Source organism: Streptomyces sp. NPDC046759 (assembly GCF_040645475.1).
Classification (GTDB): domain Bacteria; phylum Actinomycetota; class Actinomycetes; order Streptomycetales; family Streptomycetaceae; genus Streptomyces.
This window is the reverse complement of sequence record NZ_JBEYYJ010000009.1, coordinates 100862-121053: the sequence shown is the minus strand read 5'-3', so window position 1 is coordinate 121053 and position 20192 is coordinate 100862. Positions and strand designations below refer to the sequence as shown.

21 protein-coding genes are annotated in these 20192 nt (G+C 72.2%); 14 read left to right on the top strand and 7 right to left on the bottom strand.

Annotation, left to right across the window (positions count from 1 at the left end):
* Position 1 precedes the first annotated feature (1 nt).
* From ABZ919_RS14935 to ABZ919_RS14925, 3 genes are all read left to right on the top strand, one after another.
* Entirely contained in the window at positions 2-748 is a 747-nt protein-coding gene (locus ABZ919_RS14935; RefSeq protein WP_361247617.1) for an SDR family oxidoreductase, read from the top strand.
* A complete protein-coding gene (locus tag ABZ919_RS14930) occupies positions 745-1815 on the top strand; it encodes a low specificity L-threonine aldolase (protein ID WP_361247410.1) in 1071 nt (356 codons plus the stop codon). The genes ABZ919_RS14935 and ABZ919_RS14930 overlap by 4 nt, the downstream gene beginning before the upstream one ends.
* A 78-nt stretch (positions 1816-1893) precedes the next feature.
* The gene (locus tag ABZ919_RS14925; protein WP_361247407.1) at positions 1894-2487 is read left to right on the top strand and encodes a transglutaminase family protein; all 594 of its coding nucleotides are present in this window, start codon (positions 1894-1896) and stop codon (positions 2485-2487) included.
* A 64-nt stretch (positions 2488-2551) separates the two neighbouring features.
* Here ABZ919_RS14925 and ABZ919_RS14920 read toward each other — a convergent pair whose 3' ends face one another.
* Together ABZ919_RS14920 and ABZ919_RS14915 are read right to left on the bottom strand one after the other, a co-directional pair.
* Positions 2552-3280, bottom strand: a complete 729-nt coding sequence (locus tag ABZ919_RS14920; protein WP_361247405.1) for a lysophospholipid acyltransferase family protein — start codon at positions 3278-3280, stop codon at positions 2552-2554.
* 190 nt (positions 3281-3470) lie between these two features.
* Positions 3471-3887 (bottom strand): DUF4395 domain-containing protein, encoded by a 417-nt coding sequence (locus tag ABZ919_RS14915; protein ID WP_361247402.1) that lies wholly within the window; start codon positions 3885-3887, stop codon positions 3471-3473.
* 75 nt (positions 3888-3962) lie between these two features.
* Between ABZ919_RS14915 and ABZ919_RS14910 the strand changes: the two genes are divergently transcribed.
* From ABZ919_RS14910 to ABZ919_RS14885, 6 genes are all read left to right on the top strand, one after another.
* Complete coding sequence (locus ABZ919_RS14910) at positions 3963-4376, top strand: thioredoxin family protein (protein WP_361247616.1); 414 nt, start codon at positions 3963-3965, stop codon at positions 4374-4376.
* 82 nt (positions 4377-4458) lie between these two features.
* Entirely contained in the window at positions 4459-4539 is an 81-nt protein-coding gene (locus ABZ919_RS14905; protein ID WP_361247614.1) for a putative leader peptide, read from the top strand.
* A gap of 44 nt (positions 4540-4583) precedes the next feature.
* Positions 4584-5093 (top strand): flavin reductase family protein, encoded by a 510-nt coding sequence (locus ABZ919_RS14900; protein ID WP_361247399.1) that lies wholly within the window; start codon positions 4584-4586, stop codon positions 5091-5093.
* Between the two features lie 217 nt (positions 5094-5310).
* Positions 5311-6096: an electron transfer flavoprotein subunit beta/FixA family protein gene (locus ABZ919_RS14895; protein ID WP_361247396.1), complete on the top strand. Its 786-nt coding sequence runs from the start codon at positions 5311-5313 to the stop codon at positions 6094-6096.
* Positions 6097-6149: 53 nt separating this feature from the next.
* Positions 6150-7112 carry an electron transfer flavoprotein subunit alpha/FixB family protein gene (locus ABZ919_RS14890; RefSeq protein WP_361247393.1) on the top strand — a complete coding sequence of 321 codons (963 nt, stop codon included), beginning with the start codon at positions 6150-6152 and terminating at the stop codon, positions 7110-7112.
* 184 nt (positions 7113-7296) lie between these two features.
* Entirely contained in the window at positions 7297-8595 is a 1299-nt protein-coding gene (locus ABZ919_RS14885; protein WP_361247390.1) for an aldolase, read from the top strand.
* Between the two features lie 100 nt (positions 8596-8695).
* Here the strand turns inward: ABZ919_RS14885 and ABZ919_RS14880 are convergent, their stop codons facing one another.
* On the bottom strand, positions 8696-9745 hold the full coding sequence (locus ABZ919_RS14880; protein ID WP_361247612.1) for a LacI family DNA-binding transcriptional regulator: 1050 nt from the start codon (positions 9743-9745) through the stop codon (positions 8696-8698).
* A 261-nt stretch (positions 9746-10006) separates the two neighbouring features.
* On the opposite strand from ABZ919_RS14880, the gene ABZ919_RS14875 reads away from it, so the two are divergent.
* The gene (locus tag ABZ919_RS14875; protein WP_361247388.1) at positions 10007-10957 is read left to right on the top strand and encodes an ROK family protein; all 951 of its coding nucleotides are present in this window, start codon (positions 10007-10009) and stop codon (positions 10955-10957) included.
* 137 nt (positions 10958-11094) lie between these two features.
* On the opposite strand, the gene ABZ919_RS14870 is transcribed toward ABZ919_RS14875, so the two are convergent.
* A complete protein-coding gene (locus ABZ919_RS14870) occupies positions 11095-13116 on the bottom strand; it encodes an NPCBM/NEW2 domain-containing protein (protein ID WP_361247386.1) in 2022 nt (673 codons plus the stop codon).
* A 698-nt stretch (positions 13117-13814) separates the two neighbouring features.
* Here ABZ919_RS14870 and ABZ919_RS14865 point away from each other — a divergent pair.
* A complete protein-coding gene (locus tag ABZ919_RS14865; RefSeq protein ID WP_361247383.1) occupies positions 13815-14024 on the top strand; it encodes a hypothetical protein in 210 nt (69 codons plus the stop codon).
* A gap of 141 nt (positions 14025-14165) precedes the next feature.
* The gene (locus tag ABZ919_RS14860; RefSeq protein ID WP_361247381.1) at positions 14166-15209 is read left to right on the top strand and encodes an NUDIX domain-containing protein; all 1044 of its coding nucleotides are present in this window, start codon (positions 14166-14168) and stop codon (positions 15207-15209) included.
* A 23-nt stretch (positions 15210-15232) separates the two neighbouring features.
* Here ABZ919_RS14860 and ABZ919_RS14855 read toward each other — a convergent pair whose 3' ends face one another.
* Positions 15233-15937 carry an MBL fold metallo-hydrolase gene (locus tag ABZ919_RS14855; protein WP_361247380.1) on the bottom strand — a complete coding sequence of 235 codons (705 nt, stop codon included), beginning with the start codon at positions 15935-15937 and terminating at the stop codon, positions 15233-15235.
* Positions 15938-15999: 62 nt separating this feature from the next.
* Positions 16000-17352, bottom strand: a complete 1353-nt coding sequence (locus ABZ919_RS14850; protein ID WP_361247377.1) for a dipeptidase — start codon at positions 17350-17352, stop codon at positions 16000-16002.
* Between the two features lie 139 nt (positions 17353-17491).
* Here ABZ919_RS14850 and ABZ919_RS14845 point away from each other — a divergent pair, with 139 nt between their 5' ends.
* Positions 17492-18733, top strand: coding sequence for a geranylgeranyl reductase family protein (locus ABZ919_RS14845; RefSeq protein WP_361247374.1), 1242 nt, complete (start codon positions 17492-17494; stop codon positions 18731-18733).
* Between the two features lie 94 nt (positions 18734-18827).
* Here ABZ919_RS14845 and ABZ919_RS14840 read toward each other — a convergent pair whose 3' ends face one another.
* The gene (locus tag ABZ919_RS14840; RefSeq protein ID WP_361247372.1) at positions 18828-19277 is read right to left on the bottom strand and encodes a nitroreductase family deazaflavin-dependent oxidoreductase; all 450 of its coding nucleotides are present in this window, start codon (positions 19275-19277) and stop codon (positions 18828-18830) included.
* Positions 19278-19403: 126 nt separating this feature from the next.
* On the opposite strand from ABZ919_RS14840, the gene ABZ919_RS14835 reads away from it, so the two are divergent.
* The gene (locus ABZ919_RS14835; protein ID WP_361247369.1) at positions 19404-20090 is read left to right on the top strand and encodes a TetR/AcrR family transcriptional regulator; all 687 of its coding nucleotides are present in this window, start codon (positions 19404-19406) and stop codon (positions 20088-20090) included.
* Positions 20091-20192: the final 102 nt, after the last annotated feature.

Genomic DNA, 20192 nt, shown 5'->3' with positions numbered 1-20192 from the left:
GGTGGGGAACGGGGCTCTCAGTGGCGCGGTGATCGCGGTCGCCGGTGCGGGCGGACCCGCGGGACGCGCCGCGCTGATCCGGCTCGCCGAGGCCGGCGCGACCGTCGTCGGTTCGGACAACAACCCGGAGCGCCTGGCCGAGGCCGTGGACGCGGCCCGCTACGCGCGCGGCGGCGCCACGGTCACCGGCGAGAAGGTCGATCTGCTCGACCTGGGCTCGACCCGTGACTGGGCCGCGCGCATCGAGAAGGACCACGGCCGCGTCGACGGCCTGGTCCACCTGGTCGGCGGCTGGCGCGGCAGCGCGACCTTCGCCGAGAGCGACCTCGGCGACTGGGACCTGCTGGAGAAGCTGCTGATCCGCACCGTGCAGCACACCTCCCTGGCCTTCCACGACGCTCTGCAGCGCAGCGACCGCGGCCGTTACGTGCTGATCAGTGCCGCCGGCGCCTCGAAGCCGACCGCGGGCAACGCGGCGTACTCCGCGGCCAAGGCAGCCGCCGAGGCCTGGACGCTCGCGATGGCCGACGGGTTCCGCAAGGCCGGGGGTGAGGCGGGACCGCACGCGGCGGCTACGATCCTGGTGGTGAAGGCGCTGGTGCACGACGCGATGCGCGCCGAACGCCCCAACGCGAAGTTCGCGGGCTTCACGGACGTCAAGGACCTCGCCGAGGCCATCGAGGGCGTCTGGAGCAAGACCGCCGCCGAAGTGAACGGACACCGCCTGTGGCTGACCGAGAAGCCGTGAACCCTCCCAAGACCGACGCGCGTCGCCATCACGACCCGCAGGTCCGCGGTTTCGCCAGTGACAACTACGCCGGAGCCCACCCGGAGGTGCTGGCCGCCCTGGCCCTGGCCAACGGCGGCCACCAGGTGGCGTACGGCGAGGACGAGTACACCGAGAACCTCCAGCGGATCATCCGCAGCCACTTCGGGGCCGGCGCGGAGGCCTTCCCGGTCTTCAACGGCACGGGCGCGAACGTCGTCGCACTCCAGGCGGTCACCGACCGCTGGGGCGCGGTGATCTGCGCCGAGAGCGCGCACATCAACGTCGACGAGGGCGGCGCGCCCGAGCGCATGGGCGGCCTGAAGCTGCTCACCATCCCCACGCCCGACGGCAAGCTCACCCCCGAGCTGATCGACCGGCAGGCCTGGGGCTGGGAGGACGAGCACCGCGCCATGCCTCAGGTCGTCTCGATCACCCAGAGCACGGAGCTGGGCACCCTCTACACGCCGGACGAGATCCGCGCGATCTGCGAGCACGCCCACGCGCGCGGCATGAGGGTGCACCTGGACGGCTCCCGGATATCCAACGCGGCCGCCTCGCTGAACGTGCCCATGCGGACGTTCACCAGCGCGGTCGGCGTCGACATCCTCTCGCTGGGCGGGACCAAGAACGGCGCCGTCCTCGGCGAGGCGGTCGTGGTCCTCAACCAGGACGCGGTGCGGCGGATGAAGCACCTGCGGAAGATGTCGATGCAGCTGGCCTCGAAGATGCGCTTCGTCTCGGTGCAGCTGGAGGCGCTGCTGTCGAAGGACCTGTGGCTGCGCAACGCCCGGCACGCCAACGAGATGGCGCAGCGGCTCGCCGAGGGCGTGCGTGCCGTGCACGGCGTGGAGATCCTCTACCCCGTGCAGGCCAACGGCGTCTTCGCCCGGCTCCCGCACGACGTCTCCGAGCGCCTGCAGAAGCGCTTCCGGTTCTACTTCTGGGACGAGGCCGCCGGAGTGGTGCGCTGGATGTGCTCCTTCGACACCACGGAGGAGGACGTCGACACCTTCGTGGCCGCGCTCAAGGAGGAGATGGCGCGCTAGCCCCCGAATATGCATAGGTATGCGGTCACTCGAAAAGTCATTGACGCTCGAGTGATCGCATTCCTATGCTCTGCGGGCATGGAGCTGATTCAGGCCACCGCTGACCTGTCCGCATATTTGGCCGCGGACGAGGTGATCGACCATCACCATCCCGTGGTCCGGCAGACTGCGGAGCGGCTCGCCGCGGGAGCAGCCGACTCGTATGCCTATGCGCGCGCCGCCTTCGACTTCGTACGCGACACCATCCCGCACTCCCAGGACGCCGGGGACCCGCGCGTCACCTGGCGCGCCTCCGACGTGCTGATCCTGGGGACGGGCATCTGCCATGCCAAGGCTCATGCGCTGGCCGCCCTGTTGCGCGCGGAGGACATCCCCACGGCTCTGTGCTACCAGCGGCTGACGCACGACGAGGGCAGCGGGCACTGCCTGCACGGCCTGGTCGCCGTCCGCTTCCGCGGCGCCTGGCACCGGCAGGACCCGCGCGGGAACAAGCCGGGCGTGGACGCCCGGTTCTCCCTGGAAGGCGAGCGACTGGCCTGGATCCCCGATCCGGATGCCGGCGAGCTGGACCACCCGGTCCTGTACGCCGCACCCCACCCGGCCGTACTGAACGCGCTGAAGACGGCCCCTGACCGCCGGCATCTGTGGAAGACGCTGCCCGGCACCCTCTGAGAAGACCGTCTGGTACCCGGCGTGAACCGCCGACGCCGGCCCCACCCGGCCGGGGCGCCGCAGGTCAGTGCGTCTCGGCCGCCCGCAGCTGCTCCAGCGTCGGTGCCGTACCCCCCAGGTGGGCGGGCAGCCACCAGGAGTCCTCGGGGCCCTTGGGGCGGCCCGGGTAGGCGCGCTGGGCGGCCTCCAGCAGCTCCTGGACGCGCTCGCGCAGCCGGCGGGTGATCGCGCCCGCGTACTGGTCGCGGGGAGCCTCGACCGCCTCGCCGACGCGGATGGTGACGGGCAGGTGGTTGCGCTTGAAGTTGCGCGGGTGGCCCTTCGTCCACAGCCGCTGGGTCCCCCAGACCGCCATCGGGATCAGCGGGACGCCGGCGTCCTGGGCGAGGCGGGCCGCACCGGACTTGAAGCTCTTCAGCGTGAACGACTGCGAGATGGTGGCCTCGGGGAAGACCCCGACGACCTCACCGGAGCGCAGCGAGTCCAGTGCGTGCGCGTAGGCCGCCTCACCCTGCTCGCGGTCCACCGGTATGTGCTTCATGCCGCGCATCAGGGGGCCGGAGATCCTGTGACGGAAGACGGAGTCCTTGGCCATGAAGCGCACCAGGCGCTTCTGGGGCAGGGCCGCCAGGCCGCTGAAGACGAAGTCCAGATAGCTGATGTGATTGCTCACCAGCACGGCGCCGCCCGAACGCGGGATGTTCTCCGACCCCTGGCAGTCGATCTTCAGGTCCCAGACCTTGAACAGCGTCTTGGCGAAACCGATGACGGGACGGTAGACCAGATCTGCCATGGGCGGGGTGGACCCTTTCTGCTCTGCTCGGGAAAGGGGGGGCTCCCGGCGGGAAAGTTACGCAGCCGTAGGTATACGGCGTATCGCAGATCGTGCCCGAAGAACGGAACGGTAGCCAGTCCTGGTGCCCCGCCAAGGCGAGATCCTCGTCACGTCGGCCCATACCCGACCTCGGATCTTTAACCTGCCTTTACTCCGACCGTACTGTGGCTCTCTTCAGAAGCAGGAACATCTCGCACCCCAGGCAGTAGCCGAACGCCGCGTTCAGGAACGCGGCGGCGAGCGCGGCACCCGTCGCGGCCGGCCCCAGCCACTGCGGTCCCACGGTGTACCCGACCAGCCCCAGCCCCGCGAAGACCAGGCCCACCGCCTGCGCGAACCGTGGCGGCTCCGGCGGCTCGAACTCCCGGGGCGGCTCCAGTCGCGGCCGCACGGCCGTGCGGAACGCCCATCCGTACGGCGACCGTTGCACACCCGCGACCGCGCCCAGTGCGAACGCCAGCGTCTGCCAGCCCAGCACCCAGGCGTTGTCCAGGCTCAGTGCCACGGCCAGAACGACCGTCGTCACGGCCGCCCCGAAGCGCGGCCCCCTCGCGTCGATGTCCATGAATCAAGCATTCCGCAACGGGAACTCCCGCGGGAGGCGGGAATCTTTGCAGTCTCGTGAATGCTTGTGCACATCATGACGGGACTGGTGGTGTGTGTGGCGGTGCTCGTCGTGGCGAGCGCCGCGGGAGTGCTGCACAAGCGGCGGAGCGGGAGAGTACGGGTGCGCGGGCGGGACGAGGGCAAGCGGCTGGGGCCGGCCGAACTGGGCGGCGACCTCGGTGAGCGGGCAACGCTGGTCCAGTTCTCCAGCGCCTTCTGCGCGCCCTGCCGGGCCACCCGGCGCGTGCTCGGCGAGGTCGCCGAGATGGTTCCGGGGGTGACCCACGTCGAGATCGACGCCGAGGCCCGTCTGGACCTCGTACGCGCACTGGACATCCTGAAGACGCCCACCGTGCTGGTCCTCGACTCCGGTGGCCGGGTGGTGCGGCGCGCCACGGGGCAGCCCCGCAAGGCCGACGTCATCGCGGCGCTGGGGGAGGCCGTATGAGGGGGTGTCAGGAAGGGTGAGCCTGCTCCCAGATGCCGGACCGTACTTGACTGGGCGCACCACGTATCGTCAGCCTGACCGTATGCCGATCGATCTCCTTCTCTACGGGCGGGCCCACGTGGACCTCGCCCGCACCGCGAGCGCCACCTGTCCGGACTGTTGAGCACCGACGGACCAGCTCGCGACCTCCAGCAGAAGGACAACTCCATGACGGCCTCGCCCGACCTCGGCACCGTTCAGCTCGCCTCCCCCGACCTCTTGCGCTCCACCTTCCGCCGGCACGCCGCCGGTGTGGCGGTGATCACCGCGCGCGGTGACTCCGGCCCGGTCGGCTTCACCGCCACCTCGCTCACCTCCGTCTCCGCAGAGCCCCCGCTCATCTCCTTCGGCATCGGCACGGGCGCCTCCAGCTGGCCCGCGGTGGCCGAGACGGACCACATCGGCGTCCACATACTCGGCGAGCACCAGAGCGAACTGGCCGCCACCTTCGCCCGCAGCGGCGCCGACCGCTTCGGCGCGCCCACCACCTGGCGGGAGGGCCCGGAAGGCGTACCGGTGCTCGACGACGTGCTCGCCTGGCTGGTCTGCCGGATCGTCGCCCGGGTCCCGGCCGGTGATCACCGGATCGTGCTCGCCGAGGTCGTTCTGGGTGACCCTTCCGGCTCCGGCCGCCCGCTCCTCTACCACCAGGGGCGCTTCAACGGCCTGCGGGATTGATCACGCCGCCGTCTCCTGCGCGCGCGTCGAGTTCCGGTTACGCTGCGTTGCGAAGGTCACAGTTCAAAGCGCTTGCTTAGCGGGCATGAACTGGGTGTACTGACGAGTAATATTTCGGTCGGAGCGCGCGGACGCCCCGACCGGGATCGGCCGCTTGAGGCGCCTATGCTGCGTGCAAGAGGCAGCCCGGAAATGACGATGCAGTAGGAGAGCCGGCGTGAGCTTGAGGATCGTTGTCACTGTGAAGTACGTGCCCGACGCCACTGGCGACCGGCACTTCGCCGATGACCTGACCGTCGACCGCGACGACGTGGACGGTCTGCTCTCCGAGCTGGACGAGTATGCGGTGGAGCAGGCGCTGCAGATCGCGGAGGACGCGGACGACGCCGAGGTCACCGTCCTGACCATCGGCCCGGAGGACGCCAAGGACGCGCTGCGCAAGGCGCTGTCCATGGGTGCCGACAAGGCCATCCACGTCGAGGACGACGACCTGCACGGCACCGACGCCATCGGCACCTCGCTGGTGCTGGCCAAGGCGATCGAGAAGGCCGGCTTCGACCTGGTCGTCTCCGGCATGGCCTCCACCGACGGCACCATGGGTGTCGTCCCCGCGCTGGTCGCCGAGCGTCTGGGCGTCCCGCAGGTCACCCTGCTGTCCGAGGTCTCGGTCGAGGACGGCGTGGTCAAGGGCCGCCGCGACGGCGACGCCGCCTCCGAGCAGCTCGAGGCTTCGCTCCCGGCGCTCGTCTCCGTCACCGACCAGTCGGGCGAGGCCCGTTACCCGTCCTTCAAGGGCATCATGGCGGCCAAGAAGAAGCCGGTGGAGTCCTGGGACCTGTCCGACCTGGACATCGAGGCCGAAGAGGTCGGCCTGGACGGGGCGTTCACCAAGGTCGAGGCCGCGAACGAGCGCCCGGCGCGCACGGCCGGCACCATCGTCAAGGACGAGGGCGAGGGCGGCAAGCAGCTCGCTGAGTTCCTCGCGAGCCAGAAGTTCATCTAAGGGCTCGCACCCGCTGACCGCCCCTCAACTTCGTTACGCAGGAGAGCAATCCCATGGCTGAAGTCCTCGTCTACGTCGACCACGTGGACGGTGCCGTCCGCAAGCCCACCCTGGAGCTGCTGACCCTGGCCCGCCGCATCGGCGAGCCCGTCGCCGTCGCCCTCGGCAACGGCGCCGCCGACACCGCCGCCACGCTCGCCGAGCACGGCGCGGTGAAGGTCCTCACCCACGACGCGACCGAGTACGCCGAGTACCTGGTCGTGCCGAAGGTGGACGCCCTGCAGGCCGCCTACGAGGCCGTTTCCCCGGCCGCCGTCCTGGTCCCGTCCTCCGCCGAGGGCAAGGAGATCGCCGCGCGTCTGGCGCTGCGCATCGGCTCCGGCATCATCACCGACGCCGTCGACCTGGAGGCCGGCGACGAGGGTCCGGTGGCCACCCAGTCGGTGTTCGCCGCGTCCTTCACCACCAAGTCCCGCGTCATCAAGGGCACCCCGGTCATCACGGTCAAGCCCAACAGCGCGGCCGTGGAGGCAGCTCCTGCCGCCGGCAGCGTCGAGGCCCTGTCCGTGTCGTTCTCCGAGAAGGCGACGGGCACGAAGATCACCGGCCGTACGCCGCGTGAGTCCACCGGGCGTCCGGAGCTGACCGAGGCCGCGATCGTGGTCTCCGGTGGCCGTGGCGTCAACGGCGCGGAGAACTTCTCGATCATCGAGGCGCTCGCCGACTCCCTCGGCGCGGCCGTCGGCGCCTCGCGTGCCGCCGTCGACGCCGGCTGGTACCCGCACACCAACCAGGTCGGCCAGACCGGCAAGTCGGTCTCGCCGCAGCTGTACATCGCCAACGGCATCTCCGGCGCCATCCAGCACCGCGCCGGTATGCAGACCTCCAAGACGATCGTGGCCGTCAACAAGGACGCCGAGGCCCCGATCTTCGAGCTGGTCGACTACGGCGTCGTCGGCGACCTGTTCGACGTCGTCCCGCAGCTGACCGAGGAGATCAAGGCCCGCAAGGGCTGATCCCGGCCCAGGCCCCTCCGAGGCCCCGGCGACCCGCGCGGTCACCGGGGCCTCGGTGCATCCTGGTGGCGATCCGTCGAAGGCCGACCGGGGACCGGACGGGTGTTGACCATCGGACAACCGCACGGATAACTTCATTCTACGGATTGTTGATTCCGTAGAGCGGAAAACTGGAGGGTGTGGGATGGGTCAGCAGGAGAAGGTGGCGACGAGCCTCGCGGGTGCCGTGCGCGAGGAGATCAGCGCCTCCCTCGCGCCGGTCGACGCGGAGCTGGAGCGCCGCTACCCCGGGGACCCCGGCACCCGGCAGCCCGTCCACACCGTCTACGTCCCCGGTGACGCCTTCGCCGCCGACACCATCCGCTCCTGGGGCGACCAGGCCCTCGCCGCCCTCGACGAACACGCCCCCGACGCCGCCTCCTTCGCCGCGGTCCTCGGCCTGTGCGACGAGCTCGCCGAGCCGGTCTACTCCCGCGTCCGCGCCAAGCTGGAACGCGAGCCGATCGAAGACCTGCGCGTCGACTTCGAGGACGGCTACGGCCCCCGCCCGGACGCCGAGGAGGACGAGACGGCGGCTCGTGCGGCCCGGCTGATCGCGCAGGCGTACGACAACGGCACGGCGGCGCCGTACATGGGCATCCGCATGAAGTGCATGGAAGCGGCGGTGCGCGACCGGGGCATCCGCACCCTCGACGTCTTCCTCACCGGTCTGATGGAGGCCGGCGGCCTGCCCGGCGGCCTGGTCCTCACCCTGCCGAAGGTCACCTACCCCGAGCAGGTGGGCGCCTTCGTCCGCCTCCTGGAGGCCTTCGAGAAGGTCCACGGCCTGGACGCCGGACGTCTCGGATTCGAGATCCAGATCGAGACCAGCCAGTCCATCCTCGCCACCGACGGCACCGCCACCGTCGCCCGTATGATCCAGGCCGCCGGGGGCCGCGCCACCGGCCTGCACTACGGCACCTTCGACTACAGCGCCTGCCTCGGCGTCTCCGCCGCCTACCAGGCCGGCGACCACCCGGCCGCCGACCACGCCAAGGCGGTCATGCAGGTCGCGGCGGCGGGCACCGGCGTACGGGTCTCGGACGGCTCGACCAACGTCCTCCCGGTCGGCCCGACCGCCAAGGTCCACGAGGCCTGGCGCCTGCACTACGGCCTCACCCGCCGCGCCCTCGCCCGCGCCTACTACCAGGGCTGGGACATGCACCCCGGCCACATCCCGACCCGCTACGCCGCCGTCTTCGCCTTCTACCGCGAGGGATTCGAGCAGGCCGCCGCCCGCCTCGCCCGCTACGCCAACCGCACCGGTGGCGACGTCATGGACGAGCCCGCCACCGCCAAGGCCCTCAGCGGGTATCTGCTGCGCGGCCTGGACTGCGGCGCACTCGACATCGCCGAGGTCGCCCGCCTCACCGGTCTGACACGCTCCGCCCTGGAGGGCTTCGCCACGCCCCGGCGCGGCGACCTCACCGCCTCCGCGAAGTAGAGGTCGCGGGACCGGTCACGGCCCGCCGGCCGGCGGACCGGGCCGGCACCGCTCGCCCCGCGCGGCCCCCGGTGTTCCCGGGCGTGGCGGGTCCGGTGGCTCAGTCGGCCGGTGGCAGCTCGCCCGAGCCGCGGGTGATCAGCCGGGTGGGCAGCTCGATGCGTTCCGGGGCCACGAGTTCGCCGTCCAGCTGCCGGAAGAGGCGCTCGGCGGCGGTGCGGCCGAGCGCGGCCGCGTCCTGGGCGACGACCGTGACGCCCGGCTGGAGGAGATCGGCCAGCTCGATGTCGTCGAAGCCGACCAGGGCGACCGGGCGGGAGTGCTCGGCGAGGACCCGGATCACGGTGACCGTCACCCGGTTGTTGCCCGCGAAGATCGCGGTGACGGGCGCGGGCCCGGAGAGCATCTCCTCCGCCGCCCGGCGCACGCGATCCGGACTGGTCACCCCGAGCGACATCCAGGCGTCCTCGACCGGTATCCCCGCATCCTCCATGGCCGCCCGGTAGCCGCGCAGCCGCTCCGCGGCGGTGTGGATGCGGGGCATGTCCCCGATGAACCCGATCCGGCGGTGGCCGTGCGCGATGAGATGGGCGACGCCGCCCCGGGCGCCGCCGTAGTTGTCGGAGAGGACCACGTCGGCGTCGATGCGCCCGGCCGGACGGTCCACGAACACGGTCGCCACACCCGCCCTGATCTCCGGTTCCAGATAGCGGTGGTCGTCCCCGGCCGGGATCACCACGAGACCGTCCACCCGCCGCGCGCACAGCGCCAGCGCCAACTCCTGCTCGCGCTCGGGATCCTCGGCGCTGGAGCCGTTGATCAGCAGGGCCCCGTGGGCCCGGGCCACCTCCTCGACGGCGCGGCTGAGCGGGCCGTAGAAGGGGTCGGCGAGGTCCTCCAGCACCAGCCCGATGCTCGCCGTACGGCCCTTGCGCAGGACCCGGGCGCTGTCGTTGCGGCGGAAGCCCAGCGCGTCGATCGCCTCCTGCACGCGGCGCTCGGTGTCCGGGGTGACGCCGGGCTCGCCGTTGACCACCCGCGAGACCGTCTTCAGACCGACCCCGGCCCGTGCCGCCACGTCCTTCATCGTCGGGCGGTTGCCGTAACGGGTGCCGGAAAGGCTGTCTGCGCGGCGGGTGGTCTCGGGCACGATGAGGCGTCCTGTCCTGTCGTCCGTCTCGGTCACGGAGCCGGTGCCTCCGGGGCGGTGTGCCAGTGCGTACGGGGTGGTGCACCCCGGGTAGTGCGCCGTTCCGTGGTTTGTATGAGGATGTGGCGTCGAGCATAGAGCCTGGACAACGTTGTCAGATGCGCGAGAGACTGTCCACCGCTGTATGTCGGCCTGCGCCCCCACCGGTTGACCGGCTGCCCCTCTTTGGTTTACACGCTTCAACGGGGAGATCTGACTCTTATGCACACCGACCTCGTGGCGGCCCTGGACATCGGCGGCACCAAGATCGCCGGCGCCCTGGTGGACGGCGACGGACGGATACTGGCGCGGGCTCAGCGCGGCACGCCCGCCCAGCAGGACGGCAACACGGTCATGCGGGCCGTCGAGGAGGTGCTCGGCGAACTCGCCGGGTCGCCGCTGTGGGGACGCGCCGACGCCGTGGGCATCGGCAGCGCCGGCCCGGTGGACGCCTCGATGGGCACCGTCAGTCCGGTGAACGTGCCGGGCTGGCGGGACTTCCCCCTGGTCGACCGGGTCCGCGCGGCCACCGGCGGGCTGCCGGTCGAGCTGATCGGCGACGGTGTGGCCATCACCGCCGCCGAGCACTGGCAGGGCGCCGCCCGCGGCCACGACAACGCGCTGTGCATGGTCGTGTCGACCGGTGTGGGCGGCGGTCTGGTCCTCAACGGCCAGTTGCACCCTGGTCCCACCGGCAACGCAGGGCACATCGGTCACATCAGCGTCGACCTCGACGGCGACCCGTGCCCCTGCGGCTCGCGCGGCTGCGTGGAGCGGATCGCGAGCGGCCCCAACATCGCCCGCCGCGCCCTGGAGCAGGGGTGGCGGCCCGGCCCCGACGGTGACGCCTCGGCGGCCGCGGTGGCCGCCGCCGCCCGCGAGGGCGACCCCGTCGCCGTGGCCTCCTTCGAGCGCGCGGCACAGGCGCTGGCCGCCGGTATCGCGGCCACCGCGACCCTGGTCGAGATCGACATCGCCGTGATCGGCGGCGGAGTGGGCAATGCCGGCGACATCCTCCTCACCCCTCTCCGCAAGGCACTCACCGACTACGCCACCCTGTCCTTCGTCCAGCGCCTGACCGTCGCACCGGCCCAGATGGGCACGGACGCGGGCCTGGTCGGCGCGGCGGCCGCCGCGCTGGCGCGACGGCCGGACGCGACGGCGGGGGTCTGAGCGGTGGCGGTGCCGGCCGCAGTCGCCTCGACAGGCACCGGCACCGCAGCCCCCCAGGCGGCGCGGGGAACGGCGCGACCAGCCCCCCCACACGCGCACCCGGCAGAGGCGCGGGGGACGACGGTGCCGCCCCGGCGTCAGCAACTCACGCGCGCATCCGCCCAGTCCGCATGGTCGGAGTCGTTGCCGTCTCCGGCGTCCGTGACCACCAGGCGGACCACCTGCACGCCGGTGACGTCGGCCGTGAGCGGCTGGGCGGGCATCGCGTTGGTCAGGACACCGGTGGAGGCGACCTTCGTGCCGTCCGCCCAGACCTCGAAGGTGACGGTGCCCTTCGTGCCCTTCTCGTCGTCGACGCCGACATCCGCGGAGAGCCTTCCGCAGGCCTTGCCGGTGTAGAAGGAGACGTCGCTCGGCGCGTGGACGCCGAGGCCCTTGGCGTACACCGTGCCGCCGACGGTGATCGGGTGGCCGTCGCCCGCGGCGCTCTCCCCGTTGCTGGTGTCCCGTTCCACCGGTCCCCAGCCGCTGGTCGCCGACAGCCAGGTCAGGTCGCTCAGGTACGACGTCCCCGACGGTGGCCGGACCACGACGGCGGCGGTCAGCGGGACCGTGCCGGTCACGCGCTGTCCGGCGGGTGAGACGTACCGCGCCTCGAGCGTCAGGCCGTAGGAGCCGGTCGGTGTGCCGGCGGGCGCGGTGACGTTCCAGCCGGTGCGCAGGCTGCCGCCGGTGGCGAGGGCGGCGGCCGTGGTCGCCGACGTCGGCCGTACGGTCCACCCGGCGGGGCCGGTCAGGGACACGGACACCCGGCGCGCGGGGGTGCGGCCGAGGTCGGTGACGGTGCTGGTCAGCGTGGCCGGGGTACCGGCCTCCAGCAACGGGCTGCCGTCCAGGCCCAGTTCGGCGGCCGGCGGGTGCGCGGCCCAGTGCGGGTCGGCAGAGACGCGCAGCAGGACCGTGCCGTGGGCGGGGACGGTGGCCGCGATGGTACCGGCGGTGTTGTAGCTGCGGTGCTGCCACAGGTCCCGCAGGGTGTACGCGGCGGCGTCGGGCAGGCCGACGGCAGCGGCGTCGGTCGCGATCCGCTGGGCGGTGCCGGACTCGTTGAACAGGGCCACCGCGCGGCTGCCGTCCGTCATCTCCTTGGCGATCACCCAGCGTCCGCCCGCGGAGGAGACGACCGTGCCCTGCTTGCCCAGCGGGTCCTGGTCGACGGCGATGACCTCCCTGTTGTCCAGGACGTCGACGGTGGCCGGGGAGGCCTTGCGCAGGTCGGTGCCGATGAGCAGCGGTGCGGCCATCACCGACCAGAGGGAGAAGTGCGAGCGGTACTCCGTGTCGGTCATGCCGCCGTTGCCGACCTCCAGCATGTCCGGGTCGTTCCAGTGGCCGGGTCCGGCGTACGGCGCGAGCGGGAGGTTCTGCTTCAGGATCGACAGCATCGAGGACCAGCTGTCACTGATGTCACCGGTGGTCCGCCACAGGTGGCCGACGCCGGAGGCCCACTCCCAGGGTTTGTTCTGGCCCCATTCGCAGATGCTGTAGACGATGGGCCGCCCGGTCGCTCGGAGCGCGTCGCGCATGGTGGTGTAGCGCTGCTTGGCGTCGACGCCCTGGTTGTTGCAGTTGTCGTACTTCAGGTAGTCCACCCCCCAGTCGGCGAACTGCCGGGCGTCGCTGTACTCGTGGCCCAGCGCGCCGGGGAAGCCGGCGCTGTTGCAGGTCTTGGTGCCCGCGCTGGTGTAGATGCCGAGCTTGAGCCCTTTGGAGTGCACGTAGTCGGCCACGGCCTTGATGCCGTTCGGGAAGCGTGCCGGGTCGGGCACCAGCTTGCCGTCGGCGTCGCGCTGCGGGAGCGCCCAGCAGTCGTCCAGGTTGACGTACTGGTAGCCGGCGTCCTTCAGGCCCTTGGCCACGAAGAGGTCGGCGATGCCCTTGACCATGCTCTCGTTGAATTCGGCACGGCAGTGGGTGGAGTTCCAGTTGTTGAAGCCCATGGGTGGGGTGAGGGCCAGGCCGTCGGCCAGCGGGGCGGCGGCGCTGCGGGCGGGCGCTGCCAGGGCGGCCGGCGCGGCGGGGCCCGCCGCGCACAGCAGTCCCGCGGTGAGCGCTCCGACCACTCTTCGGCGGGTTGTGCGGGTGTGAGGGTGACGCATCGTTGACGCTCCTCCGACTCGCGAACGTGGATGACGTGGATGACGCGGATGACGACATGGCGCTGCCTGGGCGACATGTAGGTGCCGGCTGTGCGCGTTTACGGTAGGACGTGTCGGAGCGTGTTGGAAGAGGTGCGTCTCCGGCGGCCTGACACCCCGTCAAACGCCTTTGTGCCCGGGGCTTTCCGTCCCTCGGCTGGAGCGGCGTGTTCGGATGTGTTGGCTTCAGGGGCTCACACCTCGTCGTCGGCGCGGTCCACGCCGGGCAGCGGCGGCTCCGGCCGGCCGGGCATGCGGGCGCGGCGGGCGGGGAAGCGGCCCGCCGGCCGTTCGGTGCGCCCTGCGGAGTCCGGCCGCTGAGCCGGCCGGGCATCTGGTGCCCGGTCCCCGCGACCGAGGGTCCTTTGCTCCCGCGGACCAGCGCCGGATGCGATCCACGGCCTCCACCGAAGCGAGCCGGAAACCCTGGGCGCGCAGGGTGGTGAGGGTGTCGTCCAGCGCGCCGGCGCCGGGGCGGCGCGTCGGCGGCGCCGGTGGTGGGCGTGCTCGCCGGCGTGCTCGCGGTACGGCGGGCAGGTGGCGCGCTGGGGGGGGGCGCGAGACGCGCGCACCGGCTACGCGCAGGCCCGCGCGCCCCGCGGTGACCCGGTCAGCGGGTATGCGCGTGACCCCCGGCCCGATCCGCAGTTGGTCAGCGCATGAAAAAGCGCAGCATGCTCGCCATCGCCAGCCTGGCCACCGGATTCGTCGTGGCCGCAGTCACCCCTTCCCACGCGGCGGACCAGGGCGTCCTGGGCGGCCTCCACGTCTCCGATCCCCTGCAGTCCGCAGGCCAACCGGTCACCCTGGACAGCTTCGGCGTGAGCGACAAGGCCTTCGGCGACAACGCCCTCGGCGGGCACAAGTAGCCCCGACCCCCGGTGGTTGCGTGCCGGTGGCCCCGCGGCCGGGGGCACCGGCACGCACGCCGGGCACCCTCACCGGGGCGGGGTTTCCGTGGCAGGGTGGAGCGGGCAAGCCTCAGGGGGCCGACACAGGAGGGGGAGTCCGTGACCGTCGTCTGGATCAACGGCGCGTTCGGTGCGGGGAAGACCACCACCGCACGGGAGCTGATCGAGCTGATCCCGAACAGCACGCTCTTCGACCCCGAGGTCATCGGCGCGGGGCTCACACACCTTCTGCCGGCCAAGCGACTGGCCGAGGTCGGGGACTTCCAGGACCTGCCGATCTGGCGCCGGCTCGTCGTCGACACGGTTGCCGCGATGCTCGCCGAGCTCGGCGGGACCCTCGTGGTGCCGATGAGCTTGCTCCGCCAGGAGTACCGCGACGAGATCTTCGGCAGCCTCGCCGCCCGCAGGATCTCCGTGCACCATCTGCTGCTCGCCCCGGCTGAAACGATCCTGCGTGAGCGGATAGCCGGCCGGCAGGTCCCGCCCGACCTGCCCGACGGCGAGCTGCGAATACGGCAGTGGGCCTACGACCACATCGAGCCCTACCGCCTCGCCCTCAGCTCCTGGCTGACCGCCGACGCGTACCTCGTGGACACCAGCGCCCTCACTCCGTACGCCACCGCCGTCCGCATCGCCGACGCCGTCGGCAGCGGTGCCGTACCGCCCTGTGACATCGTGCAGACCCCCGAGCCGACCGCCGAGACCCTGGCCGCCGGCGTGCTGCTCTTCGACGAGCAGGACCGGGTGCTGCTCGTGGACCCCACCTACAAGCCGGGCTGGGAGTTCCCCGGCGGGGTGGTGGAGCGCGGGGAGGCACCGGCGCGGGCCGGGATGCGCGAGGTCGCCGAGGAGACCGGGATACGGCTGCGGGAAGTGCCCCGGCTGCTCGTGGTCGACTGGGAACGGCCGGTACCGCCCGGCTTCGGCGGGTTGCGGCTGCTGTTCGACGGCGGCCGGCTGGAGTCCGGCGAGGCGTCCCGGGTGCTGCTGCCGGGCCCGGAGCTGCGCGGCTGGCGCTTCGCCACCGAGCAGGAGGCCGCCGGGATGCTGCCACCGGTCCGCTACGAGCGGTTGCGCTGGGCACTGCGGGCCCGGGAGCGCGGGTCCGCGCTGTATCTGGAGGCCGGGGTGCCGGTCGGCTGAGCCGGTCGCCGGCAGCCGTGTGATCAGCGGGAGCCGGCCACCTCGCGCAGCGCGGCGGCGGCGCCCGCCACGAGCGGGTCGCCGTGCCCGAAGCACGCCACCTCGGCGTCCAGTTCGGCCAGCCGGCCGAGAGAGGCGAGGAGCTGCGGCCGGTCGACGTTGAAGACGCCCGGCATCACCGATCCGTCGGCCGGCGAGGCCGCCACCGTGTCCCCGGTGAACAGCACACCCTCCGTCGGCAGGAACAGCGCGATGCTTCCGTCCGTGTGCCCCGGCACGTGGATCACCCGGGCGCCCCCGCCGAAGTCCAGCACATCACCGTCCGAGACACCGGTGACCGCGGCGGGCGGCACCGGCGTACCGTCGGGAAGGAGCTCGGCCGCGGCCGCGTGGATCGGCAGTTCCCACTCCTCGAACCGCGGGGAAGGGCCGGGGAGCCGACCCCGGACGAACGGCGCGTCCAGGTGGTGCGCCAGCACCTCGCCACCGCTCAGCGCGGCGAATTCGCCCGCCCCGCCCGCATGGTCCTCGTGGAAGTGGGTCAGCACGATCCGCCGTACGTCCCCGGGTGCGTGGCCGAGTTCCTCGACGGCCTCGGCGATCGCGCGTCCCGCACCGATGGTGCCCGCGTCGATCAGCGTCAGCCCGCCGTCGTCGCGCCAGAGATAGGCCTGGCCGACGGGAAAACGCAACAGGTGCAGCCGGGGCAGCAGCTCGATGACGTCCATGCGCCGACCGTAGGCGGCGCCCCCGCCCGTGGGCGAGGGCGCTCTGCCGGAGGCAGAAGGGTTCAGCCCGCGTAGTTGCGCAGGAACAGCGCCTCGGCGACGGACAGCCGCTCCAGCTCCTGCGGGTGGACGCTCTCGTTGACCGCGTGGATCTGCGCCTCGGGCTCGCTCAGGCCGATGAGCAGGATCTCCGCCTGCGGGTACAGGCCGGCCAGGGTGTTGCACAGCGGGATGGAGCCGCCCTCACCGGCGTACTGCATGGTCTCACCCGGGTAGGCGACCGCCATCGCGTCGGCCATCGCCTGGTAGGCCGGGCTGGTGGCGTCGGCGCGGAAGGCCTGGCCCTGGCCGACCTGCTCCGTGGTGACCCGGGCGCCCCAGGGGGTGTGGGTCTGGATGTGTGCCTGCAGCAGCTTGGTGGCCTCCGCGGCGTCCACGCCCGGCGGCACCCGCAGGCTGATCAGGGCGCGGGCGCCGGCGTGCACGGACGGGGTGGCGCCGACGACCGGCGGGCAGTCGATGCCGAGGACGGTGACGGCCGGACGGGCCCAGAGACGGTCGGCGACCGAGCCGTCGCCGATCAGCCCGACGCCGTCGAGCACCTTGGCGTCCGCGCGGAACTGCTCCTCGGCGTACTCCAGGCCGTCCCACGTTCCCGTGGCGTCGAGCCCGTCGACCGTGGTCGAGCCGTCCTCGGCGCGCAGCGAGTCCAGCACGCGGACGAGCGCGGCGAGCGCGTCCGGGGCGGCGCCGCCGAACTGGCCGGAGTGCAGGTTGCCCGCGAGGGTGTCGATCCTGACCCGGACCAGGGTCATGCCGCGCAGGGTGGTGGTGACCGTGGGCAGGCCGACGCGGAAGTTGCCGGCGTCGCCGATCACGATGGTGTCGGCCTCGAGCAGCTCGGGGTGCTCCTCGGCGTACCGCTCCAGGCCGCCCGTGCCCTGCTCCTCCGAGCCCTCGGCGATGATCTTGATGTTCACCGGGACGCCGCCGTTGGCCTTCAGGGCGCGCAGCGCGAGCAGGTGCATGATCACGCCGCCCTTGCAGTCGGCGGCGCCGCGGCCGTACCAGCGGCCGTCGCGCTCGGTCAGCTCGAACGGCGGGCTGGTCCAGCCGGCCTCGTCCAGCGGGGGCTGCACGTCGTAGTGGGCGTAGAGAAGAACCGTTTTAGCGCCCTCTGGGCCCGGCAGGTAGCCGTACACCGACTGCGTGCCGTCCGGGGTGTCGAGCAGGGCCACGTCGACGAAGCCCTCGGCGCGCAGCGCGTCGGCGATCCAGCTCGCGGCGGCCTCGCTCTCGCTCTTCGGGAACTGCGTGAAGTCCGCCACCGACTTGAAGGCGACCAGCTCGGCCAGCTCCGCCTTGGCGCGGGGCATCAGCGAGGCGACGGTCTCGGCGACCGGATTCGACGACATGGGCACGCTCCTCGTGGGTGCGACGTTGAACAGCTGGAACAGGGTGTGCCCCCGATACTCCCACAGGGGTCTGCGACGACGGCCGCCGTAGGATGCCAGGGACACTACGGCAGCGGCTTGATCGGAGCAGTAGACCATCGTGAGCGGCGAGAACTCTTCGGCGGACGACGTGCAGCGGGTGTGGGACGTCGTCGTGGTGGGCGCGGGACCCGCGGGGGCCTCGGCCGCCTACGCGGCGGCTGTAGCGGGACGGCGCGTGCTGTTGCTGGAGAAGGCCGAGCTGCCCCGTTACAAGACCTGCGGCGGCGGCATCATCGGCCCCTCGCGCGACGCGCTGCCGCCCGGCTTCGAGCTGCCCCTGCGCGACCGGGTGCATGCCGTCACCTTCTCGAACAACGGCCGCTTCACCCGCACCCGCCGCTCCAAGCAGATGCTGTTCGGCCTGATCAACCGGCCCGACTTCGACCAGCAGCTGGTCGAGCACGCCCAGAAGGCGGGCGCTGAGCTGCGCACGGGCGTCACGGTGCAGCGCGTGGAGCAGCACGGCTCGGCGGTCCCCGACCGGCGCACGGTGGCCGTCGTCCTCCAGGGCGGTGAGACGGTGCTGGCCCGCGCGGTCGTCGGTGCCGACGGCAGCGCCAGCCGCATAGGAGCCCACGTCGGAGTGAAGCTGGACCAGGTGGACCTCGGCCTGGAGGCGGAGATCCCGGTCCCGGAGCCGGTCGCCGAGGACTGGAAGGGCAGGGTGCTCATCGACTGGGGCCCGATGCCGGGCAGTTACGGCTGGGTGTTCCCCAAGGGAGACACGCTGACGGTCGGCGTGATCTCGGCGCGCGGTGAAGGTGCCGCCACCAAGCGGTACTTGGAGGACTTCGTCGCCCGGCTGGGCCTGTCCGGTTTCGAGCCCGCCGTCTCCTCCGGGCATCTGACCCGCTGCCGCGCCGACGACTCGCCGCTGTCCCGGGGGCGGGTGCTGGTCTGCGGTGACGCGGCCGGACTGCTGGAGCCCTGGACCCGCGAGGGCATCTCCTTCGCCCTGCGCTCCGGCCGGCTCGCGGGGGAGTGGGCGGTCCGCATCGCCGAGGCGCACGACGCGGTCGACACCCGGCGCCAGGCCCTGAACTACGCGTTCGCGATCAAGGCCGGGCTCGGCGTCGAGATGAGCGTCGGCAAGCGGATGCTGGCCGCGTTCGAGAAGCGCCCCGGCCTCTTCCACGCGGCCCTCACCGGCTTCCGCCCGGCATGGAGGGCGTTCCGGGACATCACCCAGGGATCGACCTCGCTGGGCGAGCTCGTCCGCACGCACCCGTTCGCCCAGCGCGCCCTGACCGCGCTGGACCGTGGGCAGCCGGCTCCGGTCGAGGAGCCTGCCGGTTCCTGACGGCCCCGGGCGGGCCCTGCGAGGACCGGGCCGATGGGGGGCGGCGCCGGTCCGGTCGTGGCGGGAACGGATTCCGGTCGGCGGTGACGGTGGTTCAGCCCGTGACCGTGATGTGGAAGACCGGGTGGTCGGGGGCGATGCGGCGCAGGTCCTCGTCCGGGGAGTCGGGGCCGACGCCGTCGAAGAAGATTCCGACCTCCGCCTTCCAGCGCTTGAGGTAGGCCCGCAGCAGCGGGACCTTGTCGTCGTCGGCGACCTCGGTGGCGGTGAAGACGTCCACGTGCTCGCCGAGCCGCAGCTCGCCGCCGCCGGCCGCCCGCATGTTGTGGGTCCACTGGACGTGGCCGCGCGGGGCGAGCAGGTACTGCCGGCCGTCCACCGTCAGCAGGTTCACCGGAGTCGTGCGCCACTGTCCGCTCTTGCGCCCGCGCACCGCGAGGACCCGCGAGCCCCACACGCTGATGCCGCGCCGGGTGAGCCAGGCGACCGCCCGGTTGAAGACGTTGACGGTGAGCCAGCCGGGCTTCTTGACGTGTGTCGACATGGTGACCCCCACGGTTTGGGAGAGCGGTGCTCTCGCTCGACTCGAGTGTGGCGGAAGCGATGCTCCAGTGCAAGAGCACTGCTCTCATTCATGTGCGCCGCTCTCGGTTCGTGGCAGACTGCCGGTATGAGCACCGCACAGGGCGCCCGCGCACGGGCCAGGAAGGAAGTCACGGCAGCCATCAAGGAAGAGGCGCGCAGACAGCTGGCGAAGGAGGGCGCGGCCAAGCTCTCGCTGCGGGCCGTCGCCCGCGAGCTCGGCATGGTCTCCTCGGCGCTGTACCGCTACTTCCCCAGCCGTGACGAGCTGCTCACCGCCCTGATCATCGACGCCTACGACTCCCTCGGCGAGGCGGCGGAGCGGGCGCGGGACGCCACCGCCGACGCGGCCCCCGTCGCCCGCTGGACGGCGGTGTGCGAGGCGGTGCGCGGCTGGGCGCTCACTCACCCGCACGAGTACGCGCTGATCTACGGCTCGCCCGTGCCGGGCTATGCCGCCCCGCAGACCACCGTCCCGGCCGCCGCCCGCGTCGGCCTGGTCTTCATCGGTATCGTCCGGGACGCCCACGAGGGCTCCGGCCTCGCCGGCCTCTCCCTCGCCGCCGGGCTCCATGCCGAGGCCGAGCGCATGGCCGCCGACCTCGCGCCCGAGCTGCCCGCCGAGGCGATCACGGCCCTCGTGGCGGCCTGGGCCCAGCTGTTCGGGCTGGTCAGCTTCGAGTTGTTCGGCCAGTTCAACAAGGTGGTGGAGGACCGGGAGACCTTCTTCCGGCATGCGGTCACGGGGCTGGCCCGCACGGTGGGGCTGCGCTGAGCGTCCCGGGCATCCGGCCCGGCGTCTGCCGGCTGGCGCCGGGCACGGCGCGCACCACCAGCGTGCCCCGGGGTCGCGTGGCGTCGCAGGTCACCGGGAGGC